The organism is Promicromonospora sp. NPDC023805 (assembly GCF_040639635.1).
Lineage (GTDB): Bacteria > Actinomycetota > Actinomycetes > Actinomycetales > Cellulomonadaceae > Promicromonospora.
In genome coordinates this window covers 47,681-63,796 of sequence record NZ_JBFAAH010000005.1, presented here as the reverse complement: position 1 = coordinate 63,796, position 16,116 = coordinate 47,681, and the positions used below count along the sequence as shown (strand labels likewise).

The 16,116-nt window shown below is 74.0% G+C and carries 11 protein-coding genes; 3 read left to right on the top strand and 8 right to left on the bottom strand.

Going from position 1 to position 16,116, the window contains the following annotated elements; all coding sequences use genetic code 11:
* Nucleotides 1–96: 96 nt before the first annotated feature.
* From AB0F70_RS07570 to AB0F70_RS07560, 3 genes are read right to left on the bottom strand one after another with little or no spacing between them, the layout of a single operon-like run.
* Entirely contained in the window at nucleotides 97–1,572 is a 1,476-nt protein-coding gene (locus AB0F70_RS07570) for a hypothetical protein (RefSeq protein WP_357445567.1), read from the bottom strand.
* On the bottom strand, nucleotides 1,553–3,082 hold the full coding sequence (locus AB0F70_RS07565) for a condensation domain-containing protein (RefSeq protein WP_357445565.1): 1,530 nt from the start codon (nucleotides 3,080–3,082) through the stop codon (nucleotides 1,553–1,555). The genes AB0F70_RS07570 and AB0F70_RS07565 overlap by 20 nt, the downstream gene beginning before the upstream one ends.
* The gene (locus tag AB0F70_RS07560; RefSeq protein WP_357445562.1) at nucleotides 3,079–4,569 is read right to left on the bottom strand and encodes a hypothetical protein; all 1,491 of its coding nucleotides are present in this window, start codon (nucleotides 4,567–4,569) and stop codon (nucleotides 3,079–3,081) included. Before AB0F70_RS07560 ends, AB0F70_RS07565 begins: the two co-directional genes overlap by 4 nt.
* A 180-nt stretch (nucleotides 4,570–4,749) precedes the next feature.
* Between AB0F70_RS07560 and AB0F70_RS07555 the strand changes: the two genes are divergently transcribed.
* Nucleotides 4,750–6,150, top strand: a complete 1,401-nt coding sequence (locus AB0F70_RS07555) for a hypothetical protein (RefSeq protein WP_357445559.1) — start codon at nucleotides 4,750–4,752, stop codon at nucleotides 6,148–6,150.
* Nucleotides 6,151–6,170: 20 nt separating this feature from the next.
* Here AB0F70_RS07555 and AB0F70_RS07550 read toward each other — a convergent pair whose 3' ends face one another.
* The gene (locus AB0F70_RS07550) at nucleotides 6,171–7,499 is read right to left on the bottom strand and encodes a glycosyltransferase (RefSeq protein ID WP_357445556.1); all 1,329 of its coding nucleotides are present in this window, start codon (nucleotides 7,497–7,499) and stop codon (nucleotides 6,171–6,173) included.
* A gap of 35 nt (nucleotides 7,500–7,534) precedes the next feature.
* Here AB0F70_RS07550 and AB0F70_RS07545 point away from each other — a divergent pair, with 35 nt between their 5' ends.
* A complete protein-coding gene (locus AB0F70_RS07545; RefSeq protein WP_357445553.1) occupies nucleotides 7,535–9,001 on the top strand; it encodes a hypothetical protein in 1,467 nt (488 codons plus the stop codon).
* 119 nt (nucleotides 9,002–9,120) lie between these two features.
* On the opposite strand, the gene AB0F70_RS07540 is transcribed toward AB0F70_RS07545, so the two are convergent.
* Nucleotides 9,121–9,549, bottom strand: a complete 429-nt coding sequence (locus AB0F70_RS07540) for a hypothetical protein (RefSeq protein ID WP_357445550.1) — start codon at nucleotides 9,547–9,549, stop codon at nucleotides 9,121–9,123.
* Between the two features lie 175 nt (nucleotides 9,550–9,724).
* Between AB0F70_RS07540 and AB0F70_RS07535 the strand changes: the two genes are divergently transcribed.
* Nucleotides 9,725–11,536 (top strand): cholesterol oxidase substrate-binding domain-containing protein, encoded by a 1,812-nt coding sequence (locus tag AB0F70_RS07535; RefSeq protein WP_357445547.1) that lies wholly within the window; start codon nucleotides 9,725–9,727, stop codon nucleotides 11,534–11,536.
* Between the two features lie 88 nt (nucleotides 11,537–11,624).
* Here the strand turns inward: AB0F70_RS07535 and pntB are convergent, their stop codons facing one another.
* The 3 genes from pntB to AB0F70_RS07520 form a co-directional block, all read right to left on the bottom strand.
* Entirely contained in the window at nucleotides 11,625–13,046 is a 1,422-nt protein-coding gene (pntB, locus tag AB0F70_RS07530) for a Re/Si-specific NAD(P)(+) transhydrogenase subunit beta (protein WP_357445544.1), read from the bottom strand.
* Nucleotides 13,043–14,659 carry a Re/Si-specific NAD(P)(+) transhydrogenase subunit alpha gene (locus AB0F70_RS07525; RefSeq protein ID WP_357445541.1) on the bottom strand — a complete coding sequence of 539 codons (1,617 nt, stop codon included), beginning with the start codon at nucleotides 14,657–14,659 and terminating at the stop codon, nucleotides 13,043–13,045. The genes pntB and AB0F70_RS07525 overlap by 4 nt, the downstream gene beginning before the upstream one ends.
* 88 nt (nucleotides 14,660–14,747) lie before the next feature.
* Entirely contained in the window at nucleotides 14,748–16,013 is a 1,266-nt protein-coding gene (locus AB0F70_RS07520; protein ID WP_357445538.1) for a cytochrome P450, read from the bottom strand.
* Nucleotides 16,014–16,116 lie beyond the last annotated feature (103 nt).

Below are 16,116 nucleotides of genomic sequence, written 5' to 3'. Positions count from 1 at the left end.
CTCGTCCGGGACCCCAGAACGACCCCTACACGATGCACGCGACACGCCGACGACAGCATGCACTGTGTTGGAGTCGATTTCGCGGCGGGCGTCGACTCAGCCCACGGCCAGTTCCGTGAGGCGCTCAGCCCAGTGGTCCAGCAGGGCGTCGATCGTCTCCACCGCGACGTCGGTACGCGGCATGCGCGCGCGGACCGCCAGGCCGTCGTCGGTGCGGGACACCCAGACCTGCAGGTCGTCGGCCAGGGTCGCCGCCGAGACGTGGTGCGCCCGCCGTTCGGCGGCCGTCGCATGGCCGGGGAGCCGGCGGTAGTCCAGGTAGGACACCTGGAAGATGTCTCGCCGCGGGAACCGCAGCGGGTGCGGCAACGTCTCGACGAGCTGTTCGAGCGGCACCGCGGACAGCTCCCGCGCGGCCCGCAGCGCCTTGCCGGTGGCGGCGATCGCTGTGTCGGTGACGATGTCCGTGAAGATGTCGGCCCGCGCTCCGGCCGAGCCCCCGGCGAGCACGGGGGCGTCCACCTCGATACGCAGCGGCACCGTCGTCGTGTGCCAGCCGACGGCCCGATGGGCAGTCTCGTCGGCGCGGGTATGCACCGGCAGGAGCGTCTCCAGCACGGTGGGGCCGCCGAGGTCATGAACGGCCCGGGCGAAGGTGGCCAGCACGGCGGCCGACGTCGACGCACCAGCCCCTGCGGCGCGCCGTGCGACGGCGTCTGCCGTCTCGGGGCCGGCCAGGGAGCGGACCACTGTGCGCTGCGGTGCCCGCTCGCCGTCGGGTACGCCGAGCGGGAGCGGGAAGGTGGGCAGCGCCCAGCCGCGTTCGCGGAGGAAACCGTGCCAGGTCGCGAGCCGCGGATCGTCGACGCCGACGTACGCCGGGCCGGCTGCAGGCAGGACCGACGCCGCTGCCGCCGTCGGGCGAACTACGACCATCGGGCGGGCCGCGGCTCCGGTCGCGACGCCCGCCGTGACCGCACCGGCCAGAACGGGGACCGGCGCCGCCGCGTGCCGGGCGTGTTCCGCGTAGGCAGCCGCCAGCTCGTCGATGACGACGGTGGTGGACCACGCGTCGGTGTGCAGGTGATCCATACCGAGCACGATGGTGGACCGGTCAGGGCGGCTGATCACGGCAGGCAGGAAGGCCGGGTAGCCGAACGGCGCGCATCGTCGGCCGAGCTCTGCCACCAGGTGCTCCCTGGTCGCCGCGACGGTGCGGGTGACCGGTCCGTCGGCCCGCTGCCAGACGAGGGTGCCGGGATCGTGCCGCACCAGGCCGACGCCGCAGGCCTGCTCGGGAGGCCGGTGGACCGCCTCCACCTGGAGCCCGGGGTGCCTGGCGACGATGTCCCGGAAGGCTTCCTCCAGCGCGCCGACGTCGACGGGGCCTTCGACGTCGAACGCGGCGGTGATCCACACGCTCGGCTCGCCGTGTGACGTGCCGAGCAGATGGTTGCGCTGGTTGAAGGTGATCGGCGCGGGTTCGGGCACCAGGCCGGCACCCGGCGTGACGTCCCAGGTGAGCACCCGGCCGGGCGCCGGCTCCCAGAGGTCAGCCGATACGACCCGCACCGGTCGCCTCCAGGCGCTCGTCCCGGGTTACGTCGTCGACCTCCGCCAGCGCGCCGACCGGCGCACCCCCGCTGACCGCCGCCTCGAACGTGGCCGTCAGCTCGGCGATGTACCGGTCGACTGCGGACTGCGCCGCCGGCGCGTCCGGACTCTGCGTGACGAGATACAGCCGCTCGTGGTCCCGGTTCACCCACAGGGACGCGTTGGCGGTTCGGCCCTCCCCCGTGAAGTGCAGGCCGTTGTCGTAGGCCGGGCGGCCGGCGCCCGGGAACCGGCGCAGGTCCAGGTAGCTGATCAGCTGTGGGCTGCCGAGCGAGGCGGGATCGAGCACGCAGTCGGCCAGCATGACGCCGAGCGCGGCGTGCACCGGGACGTTCGCCACCTTCCTGGCCTGCCGGAACGCCGCGTCCGCTGCGGGCAGGACGGCGGCGAAGGACGCCGGGACGCCGTCGTCGGCCACTGGAAAGGTGACCGGAGCGAAGTTGCACAGCCAGCCCTGCGTGGTCTCGAACCCGGGCCCGCGTGTGCCGACCACCGTGACGCCGAACCAGTCGGTCGCGCCGGTGAGCCGGGCGTCGGTGAGCGCGATACCCGCGAACACCGCACCGGTGAAGCGGGCTCCGTGGGCGGCGACGAGCTCGTCCAGGCGGGCGAGGCCGTCGGCGTCGAGCAGGGTCGCTGAACGGATCCGCACCGGGGCGGTCTCGCCGGGTGGCAGGCCGAGGTCCAGCGCGAAGCTGGGCAGGCGACCGTAGTGCGCGGTCACGGCGTCGGCCCAGGCCTGGATCTCCGGGGCGTCCGCGGGGGTCGCGGCGGCGAGAGCGTGCTCGGCCTCGGTGTGGGCGAGGAAGGAGCCCGCGGTGTCGGGTTCGGGTCTCGGCAGGCTCGACCAGCTGGACGGGTTCAGCTCCTCCGCGTACAGCTCCTCGAGCTCGCTGAGCACCATGAGCTGTGACGCCCCGTCGGTGAACGCGTGGTCGCACCCCCAGAACAGGCCGAACCCGTCGTCGGTGACCACGGCCCCGAGGGCGAACGGCGCCCAGGAGTCGGGGCGGCAGGCGGCGTCGAACGTCTCGGTGAGGTGCGTGGTCACCCAGTCGTCCCACGAGCCGCCCGGCCGCGGCGAGAACGCGGGCACCGCCACCGGCTCGAAGGCGACGGCGTCCGCGGGTACCAGGTGTCGCACGGGCGAACCGCCGGCGGTGCAGGCATCGACGTCGAACCAGGTGCGCAGGCCTTCGTGCCGCCGGACCAGCCGGGTCAGCGCGCGGGCCAGCGCCGCGCCGTCGAACACACCGTCCAGGTGGGAGGCCGTGCCGGTCCAGGCACGGTGCCGGCCGCCGGACGCCCGGCGCGCCGCGTAGGCGCGCAGGTGGTCACCCTGGAGGAACGACGGCGGTCCGGGGTCCACCGGGGCCGACGCCGCGGCGGCGCGCGCCTCCGCCGTCGGCCGCACGTGCAGCACCTGTCCGGGCCTCGTGGTCCACGTGCCCATCGCGCCGAGGATCATGCGACCGCCTCCCGCATGTTCTCCGTACCGAATGCCTTGAAACAACCACGAAGTTCCGCGACCAGTGCGTCCATCGCGGCGTGCGCCTCGGGGGTGTCCGGGTACCGGGTGGAGACGTTGAGCCCGTCGTGGGTGCGCAGGAACCAGAGGTAGAGCTCGTCGGTGCCGTACGCCGGGCTGCGCAGGGTCCTTGCCTCCCAGGTGCTCCAGCGTTCGGCGCCCGGCACGAAGCGGGTGTCGACGTACGACACGGCGAAGTGCGGGCCGTCGGTGATGCCGCCCAGCTCGGCGATGCGCGCGAACGAGTACCGCACCAGGGGTTTGCCCGCGGAGACCGCCGCGTACACGCGCTCGATGGTCGCGGTCAGCGCGTCGCCGTCGATGACGGGGGTCGGCTCGCCCTGGCCCGCGGCCACCGTACGCAGCACCGGGTCCACACCCGCGAGGTCGAGGTCAACCGGGCACAGGCCGACGTACCAGCCGACGGCGGCCGCGTGCTGCGGCGCGTAGCGGGTGTGCATCGGCAGGACGAACCGCAACCGGTCGGGCCCGTGCACCCGCCGCGCGGCCTGCGCGAACGCGGCGAGCACACCGGACTGGGCGGAGGCGCCGCGGGCGCGGCTGCGGGCGCTCAGGTCGTCGGTCTGGTCCGCGGTGGCGAGCCAGTACGACCGGGACGCCTGCGGGCGGGCCGCCTCGGCGGCGTCGACGGCCGGACGGGTGATGCCCGTGCCGAAGTGCGGAAAGGTCGCCCCGGGGCCGAGGAAGTCGAGCCAGCGGCGCACCGGCTCGCCGTCGGCGGCCAGCGTCATGGCGAGCTTGCGGTCCTCGGCGGAGAAGTCGAGGTGGGAGCCGACCTCGAGGGCGCGCAGGTCGGCGTCGGGCACACCCTGGCGGGCGGCGTCGTACAGGGAGACGATCTCCTCGAACCACAGGAGCTGGGAGTACGCGTCCATCACCGAGTGGTCGGCGCCGAACGCGAGCACGAAGTGGTCGGTGCGCTCCGGCTCTGGGTCTGAATCTGGGTCTGAATCTGAGCCTGGGTCCGGGGCTGCCGGGACGACGCTCGCCAGGACGCAGTGCGGCCAGGCGGTCGGCGAGACGTCGGCGAGCAGGCTCGGCAGCAGCGCGGTCACCTGGTCGGTGGTCAGGTCGCCGACCACCAGGTCCCGGATCGCGACGGCCTCCGCGGGGGCGGTCACCCGGCGCCAGCCGTGGCCGGCGTCGCGCGTGACGGTGGTCCGGAGCACCTCGTGGCGGCTCATCCACGCGTGGATCGCGCGGCGCAGGGGCTCTGCCTCGTACGGGCCGGGCACCCGCAGCACGGACCCGATCCACGAACCCGGCTCGGAGTCGCGCAGGTGTGCCTCGTGCCCCGGGGACAGCTCTCTGGGGTCCTGCAGCCAGCGGCCGGCGTCGGCGCGCGGCGTCCAGGACGTCACGGTCCCGGCCGGCAGGTCGTAGGCCGAAAGCTCGGTGTATTCCATGCGTGCGGATCCCTAGATCGTCAGGTGGGCACGGCCAGCACGACGTCGGACGAGTTCCGCGGTCCCCTTGCGGCGACAGTTATACCGGATATAGCGGGTGAAAGTCAGCCTCATGGGTAAGGTTCACCCGAACTATGACGGGTCACCCGGGAGCGGGACCCGCCCGAACGGAGGACGAGCGTGCCGAACCAGGCGTCCGCACTACGGCTGCAGTTTGCCGACGACATGTTCCTGCGCCGGCACGACGGCGAAGCCAGTCCCGCCGTCAACCAGGTGCTGTGGCGGCTCGACGGCCCGTACGACGCGGACCGCCTGCGCGAGCTGGCCGAGGGGCTCGCCGCCGGGTCCCTGCACCGCCGGGTGGTGCGCGCTCGGGTGCCCGGCGCCCGGCACCGGTGGGCGCCCGCGGGCACGCTGCCCGTGCTCGACCTGCAGACGGCGGCCGTCGCCGCGAGCGCCGTCGGAACCTGGGCGCAGGCACAGGCCGACCTGCCCCTCGACCCGGCCAGCGGCCGGTCCTGGCGGCTCGCGGCCGCGGACGTGGTGGCGGACCCTCCGACTGGGGCGGGTGCGGACGACGGTGCCTCCGTTGTCGGCGGCATCGTGTCCCTGACCTGTGCGCATGCCGTCGCGGACGGCGCCGCGCTGATCGACGCCCTGGTGCGCGCCTCGACGCGTGCGGACCCGATAGTCGTCCCGGCGCCGGAGCGCGGGACCCGGGCGCTGCTCGCGGACGCCGCCGACGCCGCCGCGCAGGCAGCGGCCGTCGCGCGGTGGGCGCAGGCGAGGGCGCGGCAGTCCGCACGCGGACGCCGAACTCCGCCCGCCACCCCGCTGATCGAAGCAGCCCGGACCCCTGAGACCCCGCTGGTCGAGCCTGTCGAGAACTCCGAGGTCGGAGATCGCTGGCGGGCCCCCGTGCTGCATCTCGAGCTCCCGGCCGACCGGGTGGCCCAGGTCGCCGCCGAGCACGGCGGGACGCCCAACACGTGGTTCGTCGCGTTCCTCGCCCGCCTGGTGCACGCCTCTGGCCGGTTCCCGGGCGAGCCGGTGCCCGTCGCGCTACCGGTGTCCACCCGGGGCGACGACGACCCGCGCGCGAACTCCACCAAGATCGCCCGGGTCACCATCCCGGCCGACGTGCTCGCCACGCGCGACCTCGGCTGGGTGCGGGCGGCGACCAAGGAGGCGTACACCGCCGTCGGCCGGGCGGAGCCGGGTGTGTCGCCGGTACCGCTCGAGCTGGTGCAGATGCTGCCCGACACCGTCGTGAGCAAGCTGCCGCAGCCGCCCGTCGCCGCCGCGCTGGCGTCCAACCTCGGCACGCCGCCCGAGGGCTACACGCAGGCGCCCGGCGGCGCGGTCCGTGCGGTGGCCACGCTGTCGCACTACCAGGGGGCCACCGCGGCCGAGCTGCGGGCCGCCGGCGGTGGGCTGGTCGCCTTCTGCACGACGGCGGGTCACGCGACGGTGCTCAGCGTCGCCGGCCTGGACCCCGACCGCGTGGCCGACGCCGACACGCTGCGCGACCTCGTGCTGGCCGAGGCGGAGGTCTGGCAGATCCCGGCGGAGCCGTGGTGACGGTGCGCCGCTACGCAGGATCAGCCGGAGATCGCGCCGGAGGTCGCGCCAGAGACCGCGCCAGAGATCGCGTCGGCGGCCGCGGCGACCGCCCGGTCGGCGGGCACGAGCCGCGAGCCGAGCGCGACCGCCCGGGCAGCGGTGGTGTCGTCGAGCACCTCGGCGAGGGCCCCGGCGATCACCCCGGGCTGCGTGAGCGTGCTCGCGCGGCGGGCCACGCCGACCCCGGCACCTCGCAGCACGTCGCCCCACATGGGCTGGTCGGCCGAGTACCAGCCGACGACGGCGGGCAGCCCCGCCCGCAGCACCGCACCGGTCGTGCCCGCACCGCCGTGGTGCACCGCCGCGCGGCAGCGGGGCAGCACCGCCGCGTGGTCGACGGCGCCGACCACGTGCACCCGCTTCTCGTCCACGCCGGGACCGGGGACGCCGTCGGCCGCCGAGAAGTCGTTCCAGCCGGCGCTGACCAGCGCCCGCACCCCGAGCTCCGCGCACGCGGCGTCGACGGCGGCGAGCAGCGCGGGCGGGTCCGCCACGGGCATCGAGCCGAACCCGACGTAGACGGGCGGGTCGCCGTCGTCCAGCCAGGCCGCGAGGACCTCCTCGAGACCGGCACCGGAACCGGCCTCCCCGAGGCGGGCGCGGGCGTCGTCGTCCAACGCCAGGAAGCCGGTCAGCGGACGGCGCGGACCCCACTCGTCCGCCAGGCCGGGGACGAGCGCCGGGTCGTACGCCTGGACCTCCACGACTCCGGCGTCGCGCAGCCGGGTGGGCAGGTGCACGCGGGCCCTGCCGAGGCCGAGCTCGCCGCGCTGGTCGTTCTCGGCGCGCCGGGTCAGGTCCCAGCGCACCCGCTCCCCGAGCGCCCAGGCGGCCCGCGTGGCACCCGGCCCGTGCAGCCCGCTCACGGGCGACACGACCCGGTTGGCCCGGACCGGGCAGTAGTGCAGGGCGGCCATGCCGAGCCCGCGCCGCTCGGCGACGGCGGCCGCGACCTCCTGGCCGAGCAGGCCGGTCACCACCGTGTCGGCGCTGCCGACGTCGTCCAGCAGGGCCAGCAGGCCGGTGCGCAGCTCGTCCCAGCCCGCCGCCGCGACGGCGCGCAGCGCCCGCACGCGCCGCACGGGGTGGGGCGAGCGCATGTCGCGCCGCACCAGGTCGGAGCCCAGCAGGGCCGCCGAGTCGATACCGAGCGGCACCGGGTCCAGGCCCAGGCGTTCGGCGAGCGGCACGAGGTTGGGCGCGACGCCCGTGACCACCTCGTGCCCGCGACGACGCAGCTCCAGGCCTACCGCGAGGGCCGGCTGGACATCTCCTCGACTGCCCACCAGGGCCAGGACGTGACGCACGCGCGCACTCTACTCACCCGCCCATCGGAGGCCCCGTGACCAGCCAGGCGACCACCACCGACATGGCGGCCAGCAACCGCCTCACCTACGACGACGACCTCTTCCTCCGCACCCGCCGCGTGCTCGGGGTGGCGGTGGTGAACCAGACGGTCTGGCGCCTGCCCGCGCCGCTGGACGCCGCCGCAGTGCGCGTCCTGCACAGCCGCCTGGCGGACGGACCGCTGCAGCGCGTCGTCCGGCCCGGCCGCCTCCCCGGCGCCCGGGCACGCTGGTCGGCTTCCACGGTGTCGCTGGATCCGGCGATCGAGTCCACCCCCGTGCCCGACGACGCGGTGCTCACCTGGGCGGACCGGCAGGCCCAGGCGAACCTGGACCCCGAGCACGGTCCCACCTGGGCCCTCGCGGCGGCGCCGACGGCGAGCGGCGGGAGCGTGCTCAGCTATGTCACGTCGCACGTGGTCGCCGACGGCGGGATGCACATCGGCGCGTTCCAGGCAGCGGTCGCGGCCGCCACGGTCGCAGCGGGCAAGGCCGCCATCGGCCGGACAGCCCCTGACGCGTGGCCCGCGGAAGCCGCCGGCGCGACCGGGTCGCCGTCCGCCACCCGCAGGCTGCCCAAGGAGGGCGAGCGCATCCGGACCGGTCTCGTGGCCGACCTGCGCGACGCCACCGGGCAGGCGCGGGCCGCGGTGGGCGGTCTGCGGCAGGCCGCCAGGCAGGGCCCGGTGCCGCCGGTGCTGGCGCAGCAGTCGGCGGACCGGCCGCGGCCCGAACCGCGCACCGACGACACGCAGCCCGCCAACCCGCCGGTGGTCGTCGTCGACACCGATGCCTCGACCTGGCACCGCGCCGCCCACGCGGCCGGCGGGACGGCGAACAGCCTGCTCATCGCCGTCTGCACGGAGGTACTGCTCGCCGCCGGCGCCGCGACCGCCGGCATGCCGGTGCGCGTCTCGGTGCCCGTCAGCCTGCGCGGCAAGGACGACCTGCGCTCCAACGCGACGTCCGGCGTCTCGATCGCCGTCGACACCACGGTGACCCCAGCGCCCGAGCGGGCCGGGGTGGTGACCGACATGGCGCAGATCCGCGCGAGCGCCGCCGCCGAGTTCCGGGCCCTGACGTTCGGCACGCGGGTCGACACACTGGGCCCGCTGAAGCCGCTCATGCAGATGGTGCCCGACGCCGTCGCGAGGCGCGCCGCGCGAGACGCCACCGCGCCGCTGTGCCTGGCCTCGAACCTGGGCCGGCTGCCCGCGACGTTCGCCGCGCCGCTGGGTACCTCGGCCTCCAGCGTGCTCATGCGCGGGGTCACGCAGGGCCTGACCCGCGGTCGCCTGCGCCAGATGCGCGGCGGCCTGGACTCCTGGTGGTCCGAGCACGACGGCGTGGCGACCCTGGTGGTCCTGGGCCTGGACGACGAACACCTGGGAGAGCCGTCCCAGATCCGGGCGGCGATAGAGAGCGTCTACGCCCGCCACGGCCTGCCCACCCGCTTCTGGTGACGCTGGTCCGTCCGCACACCCCTTCGAGGTCTAACTTCCTCCGCTCTGAACCGTTTCAGAAGGGAGAAGGTTAGACCTCGAAGAGGGCGGTCGGGCGGAGAGGCGGTCGGACGGCGGGGTCACGCCGCCATGTGGACCGGGGGGCGGCCGTTGGTCCGGGGTAACGGGGCGGACTCGGTGTGTCGGCTGCGCCGGAGCGTCACCAGCACGCCGGCCGACCCGGCCGCGAACAGGAGCACGCCGAAGCCCGTTGCCCAGGCGTCGAGGTCGACGGTCAGCGCGAAGGCGACGATCGCCGCCACGGGGACGACCATGCCGATGAGCACGGAGTACCGGGCGTGGAGGAGGACGCGCGCCGTCCGCGCGACGAACCAGCTCACGACCGCCCAGGTGAGCAGCATGAGCGTGGTGCCGACGACCGACGCGAACGCCTCGCCGGCGTTGTGGGCCCCGGCGGGCGGCCCGAAGTAGAAGAGCTCAGTGGTCGCGACTAGCACCAGGAACCCCACGATCGCGACCGTTCCGGTCACGAGAGAGCGTTTCAACACGCGGCCTCCGCACTGAGGATCTGCACCGGACTCTCCTGGTGCGCCCTTTATACCAAGTCGTTGCCGCGCGATGTCAGCGCGTCACCGTCAATTCACCCACAGAAGACCACAGGAAAGCAAAAGGCGCCGGGCCGCAGCCCTGGTGCCGCACGCCAGGTAATCGTACATTTGCGCCATGTCGGATCAGTCGGAACACCTCCCCGGTCCTGCAACATCCGCCGAACCCTCCGGAACTGGCGGGCTCTCCCGCCGTGGTGTCCTGCGCGCGGCGGCCGCAGGAGCGCTGAGCATCCCGTTCGCTGCCGCCCTCGCGTCCCAGGCCACCGCCGTCACCATCCCGGCCACCACCGCCGCCGGTGTCCCGAGCGCCGCGCCCGAGCTTCCGGCCGGGCTCATGCCCTACCGCTCCCCCTACATCAACTGGGCGGGCGAGATCACCCACGGCGGGCTGTGGGCCTGTGCGCCCCGCACCGGACAGGACCTCGCCCGCCTCGCCAACTGGGCACGCGCCAACGGCTGGCGGCTCCGCGCGCGGGGCAAGTCGCACACCTGGTCACCCCTGACCATCACCCAGGCCACCGAGCCGGACGCGCGGATCCTCCTGCTGGACACCACCGTGCACCTGACGCACATGGAGCTCACGGCCCCGCCCGCCGGTGCCCCCGGCGCCGTCCGGGCACAGCCCGGGGTGACCATCGAGACGCTGCTGGCCTTCCTCGCCGACCACGGGCTGGGAGTCACCAACACTCCCGCCCCGGGTGAGCTGACCCTTGGCGGCACGCTCGCCATCGACGCCCACGGCACCAGCGTCCCGGCCGACGGCGAGCCCGCCCGCCCTGGCCACACCTACGGCAGCCTCAGCAACCTCGTCCTGTCCCTCACCGCCGTCGTCTGGGATGCCGACCACGACGCCTACGTGGTGCGGACCTTCCACCGCGGGACCGACGAGGAGTGCGAGGCGCTGGCCACCCACCTCGGGCGCGGCCTCATCGCCGAGGTGGTGCTCCAGGCCGGCGAGGAGGTCCCGCTGCGCTGCCAGAGCCGCGTCGACCTCACCGCCGACGAGCTGTTCGCCGCACCGGGCAGTGCGCTCGCCGCGCGGGGGAACACCTTCGCCGACTTCATGGCCGAGTCCGGACGGGTGGAGACGATCTGGTTCGCGTTCACCGACCGGCCCTGGCTCAAGGTGTGGAGCCTCAGCCCGGAGCGCCCCTTCACGTCCAGGCAGGTGTACGCCCCGTACAACTACCCGTTCAGCGACATCATCCCGACGCCGGTGTCCCGCCTGGTAGGGCTCATCGTCGGCGGCTCCTGGCACCTCGCACCCGTGCTCGGCGCCACGCAGTACACGGTGGCGGCGACCGGGCTGACCGCGACCATCGCGAAGGACCTCTGGGGTCCCGCCTACATGCTCCAGTTCTACCTACGCCCCACCACGCTGCGCGAGACCGCCAACGGGTACGGGATCCTCACCAGCCGCGCGAACGTCCAGCGTGTCGTCTCCGAGTTCGCCGCCTACTACAAGCAGCGGCTGGCGGCCTGGGCCGCCGCGGGCAAGTTCCCGGTCAACGGGCAGGTGGAGATCCGGGTCAGCGGCCTCGACCAGCCCGGCGACTCCGCGGCGCCGGGCGCGCGCCCGCCGCTGCTGTCCGTCGTCCGCCCGCACCCCGACCACCCGGAGTTCGACTGCGCGGTGTGGGTGGACGTGCTGACCCAGCCGACGTCACCCGGAGCCCACGAGTTCTACCGGGAGCTCGAACAGTTCCTGATGAGCACGTTCGACGGCGGCTACGCGCTCGCGCGCGTCGAGTGGTCGAAGGGCTGGGCCTACACGAATACCGCGGCCTGGGCCGATGACGAGGTCATCGAGTCGGCGATACCCGCTTCGTACGGCGCCGGGCAGTGGTCGGAAGCCGTCGCCGTCCTGGACCGGCTGGATCCGCACGGGGTGCTCGGGAACGAGTTCACGGACCGGCTGGTGCGCTGAGTCACAGCGCTCTGTTGTCTCGCGCTCTTCCTCGGTCGCCGCCCAGTCCGGACCCCGTCCCTCGGTCCGGACTGGGCGGCGCCTGTCGTCAGAGCGCCTGCACTATCAGCTCCACCTGGTCCTTCGCGTCCCCGAAGAGCATCGCGGTGTTCTCCCGGAAGAACAGGGGGTTCTGCACGCCGGCGTACCCCGTCGCCATCGACCGTTTGAACACGACCACCTCGCGCGCCCGCCACACCTCCAGCACCGGCATGCCCGCGATGGGCGACGCCGGGTCGTCCTGCGCCGCCGGGTTCACCGTGTCGTTGGCGCCGATGACCAGCACGACGTCGGTCCCGGGGAAGTCGTCGTTGATCTCGTCCATGCCGAGCACCTGGTCGTAGGGCACCTTCGCCTCGGCCAGGAGCACGTTCATGTGGCCGGGCAGCCGACCGGCCACCGGGTGGATGCCGAACCGCACGGTGGTGCCCCGCGCAGCGAGCCGGGCCACCAGGTCGGCGACCGGGTACTGGGCCTTCGCCACCGCCATGCCGTAGCCCGGCACGACGATCACCGAGCGGGCGGCGGTCAGGCGGTCGGCCACCTCGAGCGCCGTCGTCTCGCGGTAGGAGCCCGGTTCGACGGCGCCGCCCTCGACGACGGCGCCCGGCTCCGCGCCGAACCCGCCGAGGATCACGCTGACGAACGACCGGTTCATCGCCCGGCACATCAGGTAGCTGAGGATCGCACCCGAGGAGCCGACGAGCGCACCGGTGATGATGAGCAGGTCGTTGCCGAGCATGAACCCGGCAGCGGCGGCCGCCCACCCGGAGTACGAGTTCAGCATCGAGACGACGACGGGCATGTCGCCCCCGCCGATCGCCGCCACCAGGTGCCAGCCCAGCGCCAGCGCCACCACGGTCATGAGCAGCAGCGGGACCAGGCCCGAGCTGCCCCCTGTGCTGCCCGCTGTGAGGAACCACCACAGCAGCGCCCCGCACGCGACGACGGCGGCCAGGTTGAGCCAGTTGCGGCCGGGCAGCATCAGCGGTGACGACCGCAGGCGCGCCGAGAGCTTCCCGAACGCCACCACGGAGCCGGTGAACGTCACCGCCCCGATCAGCACGCCGAGGAACACCTCGACGAGGTGCACGGTGGTGCCGGCGCCTGCTGTGTGCGGCTCGGTCAGAAAGGACCCGTAGCCGACGAGCACCGCCGCAGCGCCGACGAAGGAGTGCAGCAGCGCGATGAGCTCGGGCATCTGCGTCATCTCGACGGTCCGCGCCCGCCAGGTCCCGACGGCCGCACCCACGAGAAGCACGAGCAGGATCAGTCCTGCGGTCACGCCGACGGGCCGTTCGGACCGGTCCAGCGCGAGCGCCACCGTCGCCGCCAGGGCGAGGCCCATGCCGGTCATCCCGAGCAGGACGCCGCGCCGCGCGGTCTCCTGCTTCGACAGGCCGGCCAGCGACAGCACGAACAGCACCGCCGCGACGAGGTAGACGGCCTGGACCGCTGACTCGACGGTCATCGCCTGCTCCCCTCGGTGGTGTCGCCCCTGCGGAACATCCCGAGCATGCGGTGGGTCACGAGGAACCCGCCGAAGATGTTGATGCTCGCGACCGCCGACGCGAGCACCGCCAGCGTCGTCACGACAGGGTTCGACGAGCCGATCTGCAGCATCCCGCCGACGAGGATGATCCCGGAGATGGCGTTGGTCTGGGACATGAGCGGGGTGTGCAGGGCGTGGCTGACGTGCGAGATCACGTAGAACCCGACGACGACGGCGAGCGCCAGCACCGTGAAGTGCGCTGCCTGGTCGGCGGGTGACGCCGCCACGGCGAGCGCGGCGAGCGTCGCGGCCAGGCCGATCAGCACCGCCCGCACGGCGGGGTGAGCCCGCTCCGTCGGTCGAGACCCGCTGCCCGCTGGTCGAGAACCCCGCGACGGCGGCTCGGCCAACGATGCGGGCCGCACCTGGGCGGGCGCCGACACCGCCACCGGCGGTGGCGGCCACAGCACCTCGCCGCCGGCGGCCACCGTCATGCCGCGCACGACGACGTCCTCCGGGTCGAGCGCGAGGCGACCGTCCCGCTCCGGCGTGCCGAGCTGGACCAGGTTGGCGACCGCCGTGCCGAGCAGCTCGGAGGTGTGCCGGGGCATGCGGTCGGGCAGGTCGGTCCAGCCGAGGATGACCACGCCGTTGTCGCTGACCACCCGCTTGCCCGGGACCGTCAGCTCGCAGTTGCCGCCGCCCGGTGCCGCGAGGTCGACGATCACGCTGCCCGGCCGCATGTTCGCGACCATCTCGGCGGTGATGGTCGTGGGGGCGGTGCCGCGCACGAGCGCCGTCGTGATGACGATGTCCGCGGCGGCCGTCTCGACGGCGTACGCGCGCTGCGCCGCCGCCTCCTGGTCGGCGGTGAGCGACGAGGCGTAACCGTCGGTGCTGACCTGCTGCGCGGCGGCGTCGGCCTGGACGACCGTCGCGCCCATGGACTCGATCTGCTCCGCGACCTCTGGCCGGACGTCGAAGGCGCGCACCTGCGCGCCGAGGCTGCCTGCCGCGCCGATGGCCGCGAGCCCGGCCACGCCCGCGCCGATGACGAAGACGTTCGCGGGCGGAGTGGTGCCGGCCGCGGTGACCTGCCCCGAGAACATGCCGCCGAACTCGGCGGCCGCCTCGACCACCGCCCGGTACCCGGCGACGTTCGACAGCGCGCTGAGCACGTCGAGCGACTGCGCCCGGGAGATGCGCGGCACGGCGTCAAGGGCGAGGGCCGTGACACCGCGGTTGGCGAGCGCGCGCACCAGGTCGGGGCGGGCGGCGGGAGCGATCTGGGCGATCAGGACCGCACCGATCCTGAGCCCGTCCGGGCCCCGCGCGCCTGGCCGCAGCCCGGCGGGGCCAGGTGTGGCCAGCGCGTCGGGCGCCCGCGTGATCGCCACGACGTCGGACGCCCATGCCTCGGCGTCGGACACGACTGCCGCACCCGCCGCCTCGTACGCGGCGTCGGGGAAGCCCGCGCCGGCTCCGGCGCCTGCCGAGACCGCCACGTCGTAACCGAGACCGACCAGCCGGGCGGTCGTCGTCGGGGTGGCGGGCACGAGCGGCCCGCCGTCGTCCGGGATACCGATGCGCATGTGACCCTCCTCGCTCACGTGCGCAACCTACCGTCTACCGCCGACACACCCGGCACACCCGGCACACCGGCCGGACGCTCCCCAGCGGTTACGCCGAGTCCACCGGCGGCTGGAAGGTGACCGGGAGGCTCACCGGCTGGCGGATCCACAGGGTCTGGTCCCAGGCGACGTCGGCGGCGGGGATCCGCAGGACGACGTCGAGCCTGCGCAGGATCGTCTCGATGGCGATCCGCGCGACGACGCGCGCCGTGCGGGGCGCCGGGCAGGCGTGCGGGCCCGTGCCGAACGACACGTGGGCGCGGCTGCCCACGTGGTCCCAGGGGTCCCCGGTATCCATCCGCGGGTCCGTGTTCGCGGCGTAGATCGCGAGGACGAGCGGGTCGCCGGCCGCGACGAGCTTGCCGTCCAGCACCACGTCCTGCCTGGCGAACCGGGGCAGGGTGTTGATGGTGGGCGTGGAGCGCCACAGCACCTCGTCCATGGCGTTGTCCAGGTCGATGCGTCCGCCGTGCAACCGGCCGGAGAACCGGGAGTCGGTGAGGGTCAGCAGCAGGGTCTGCGCCACCCAGGCAGTCATCGTCAGGTTGCCCGCGTAGGCGACGTTCAGCAGGGTGTGGGCCACCTCGACGTCCTGCCGCATGTTCGGGTGCGCCACCAGGGAGCTGGCGAGGTCCCGCTGGGGAAGTCTGCGGCGGGCCGCGACGAGGTCGCCGAGCATCCGGTCGACCTCGGCCACGGCGGGAGCCGCATCGGTCCCGCCGCCGGCGACCCGGCGCGTCAGGTCGAACAGGCGCTGCCCGTCCTCCGGGTCGAACCCGATCATGTCGGCGACGACGAGGAACGGGACCACCGACGCGTACTCGAGCATGAGGTCCGCGCGGCCGCGGTCCTCGAAACGGTCGATGAGCAGGTTGCACAGGGAGCGCGTCTTCGAGGCGGTGATGCCCTCCGAGAGCTGCTCGAACGCGTCGTCGAGGGGTTCGCGCAGGCGCTGCCGCAGGGCACCGTCGGTGTGGTTCGCGGCGAAGCGCTGGTGCGACGTGAGGACCGGGCGCAGGCCCGACGTCACGGGGAGGCCGCCGCGGGCGTGCCCGTTCCAGGTCTGCGGGTTGGTCGCGAAGACGTGCTCGTTGCGCATGATGTCGTAGACGAGCCGCTGTCCCATGACGAGCCAGGCGGGTACGCCGGGCTCCAGCTCGACGGGGGCGACCTCGCCCCACTCGCGCTCGAGCTCGTCGTAGAACACCCGCGGTTCCGGCATGGCCGACGCGTGGACCAGGGGCTTCAGGTTCGAGATTCCGCTGAGCCGGACGGGCTTCGTGCCCCGCCAGGGACGGTCCTGCGTGCTGCGCATGTCATCGAGCAACGGGGCCGGCCCTCTCGTGGTGGGACTCAAGGTGGGAAGCGGACCCGGATCGCCGGGCCGAATCCCCGAGGGTACTTGCCGGAAATGATCC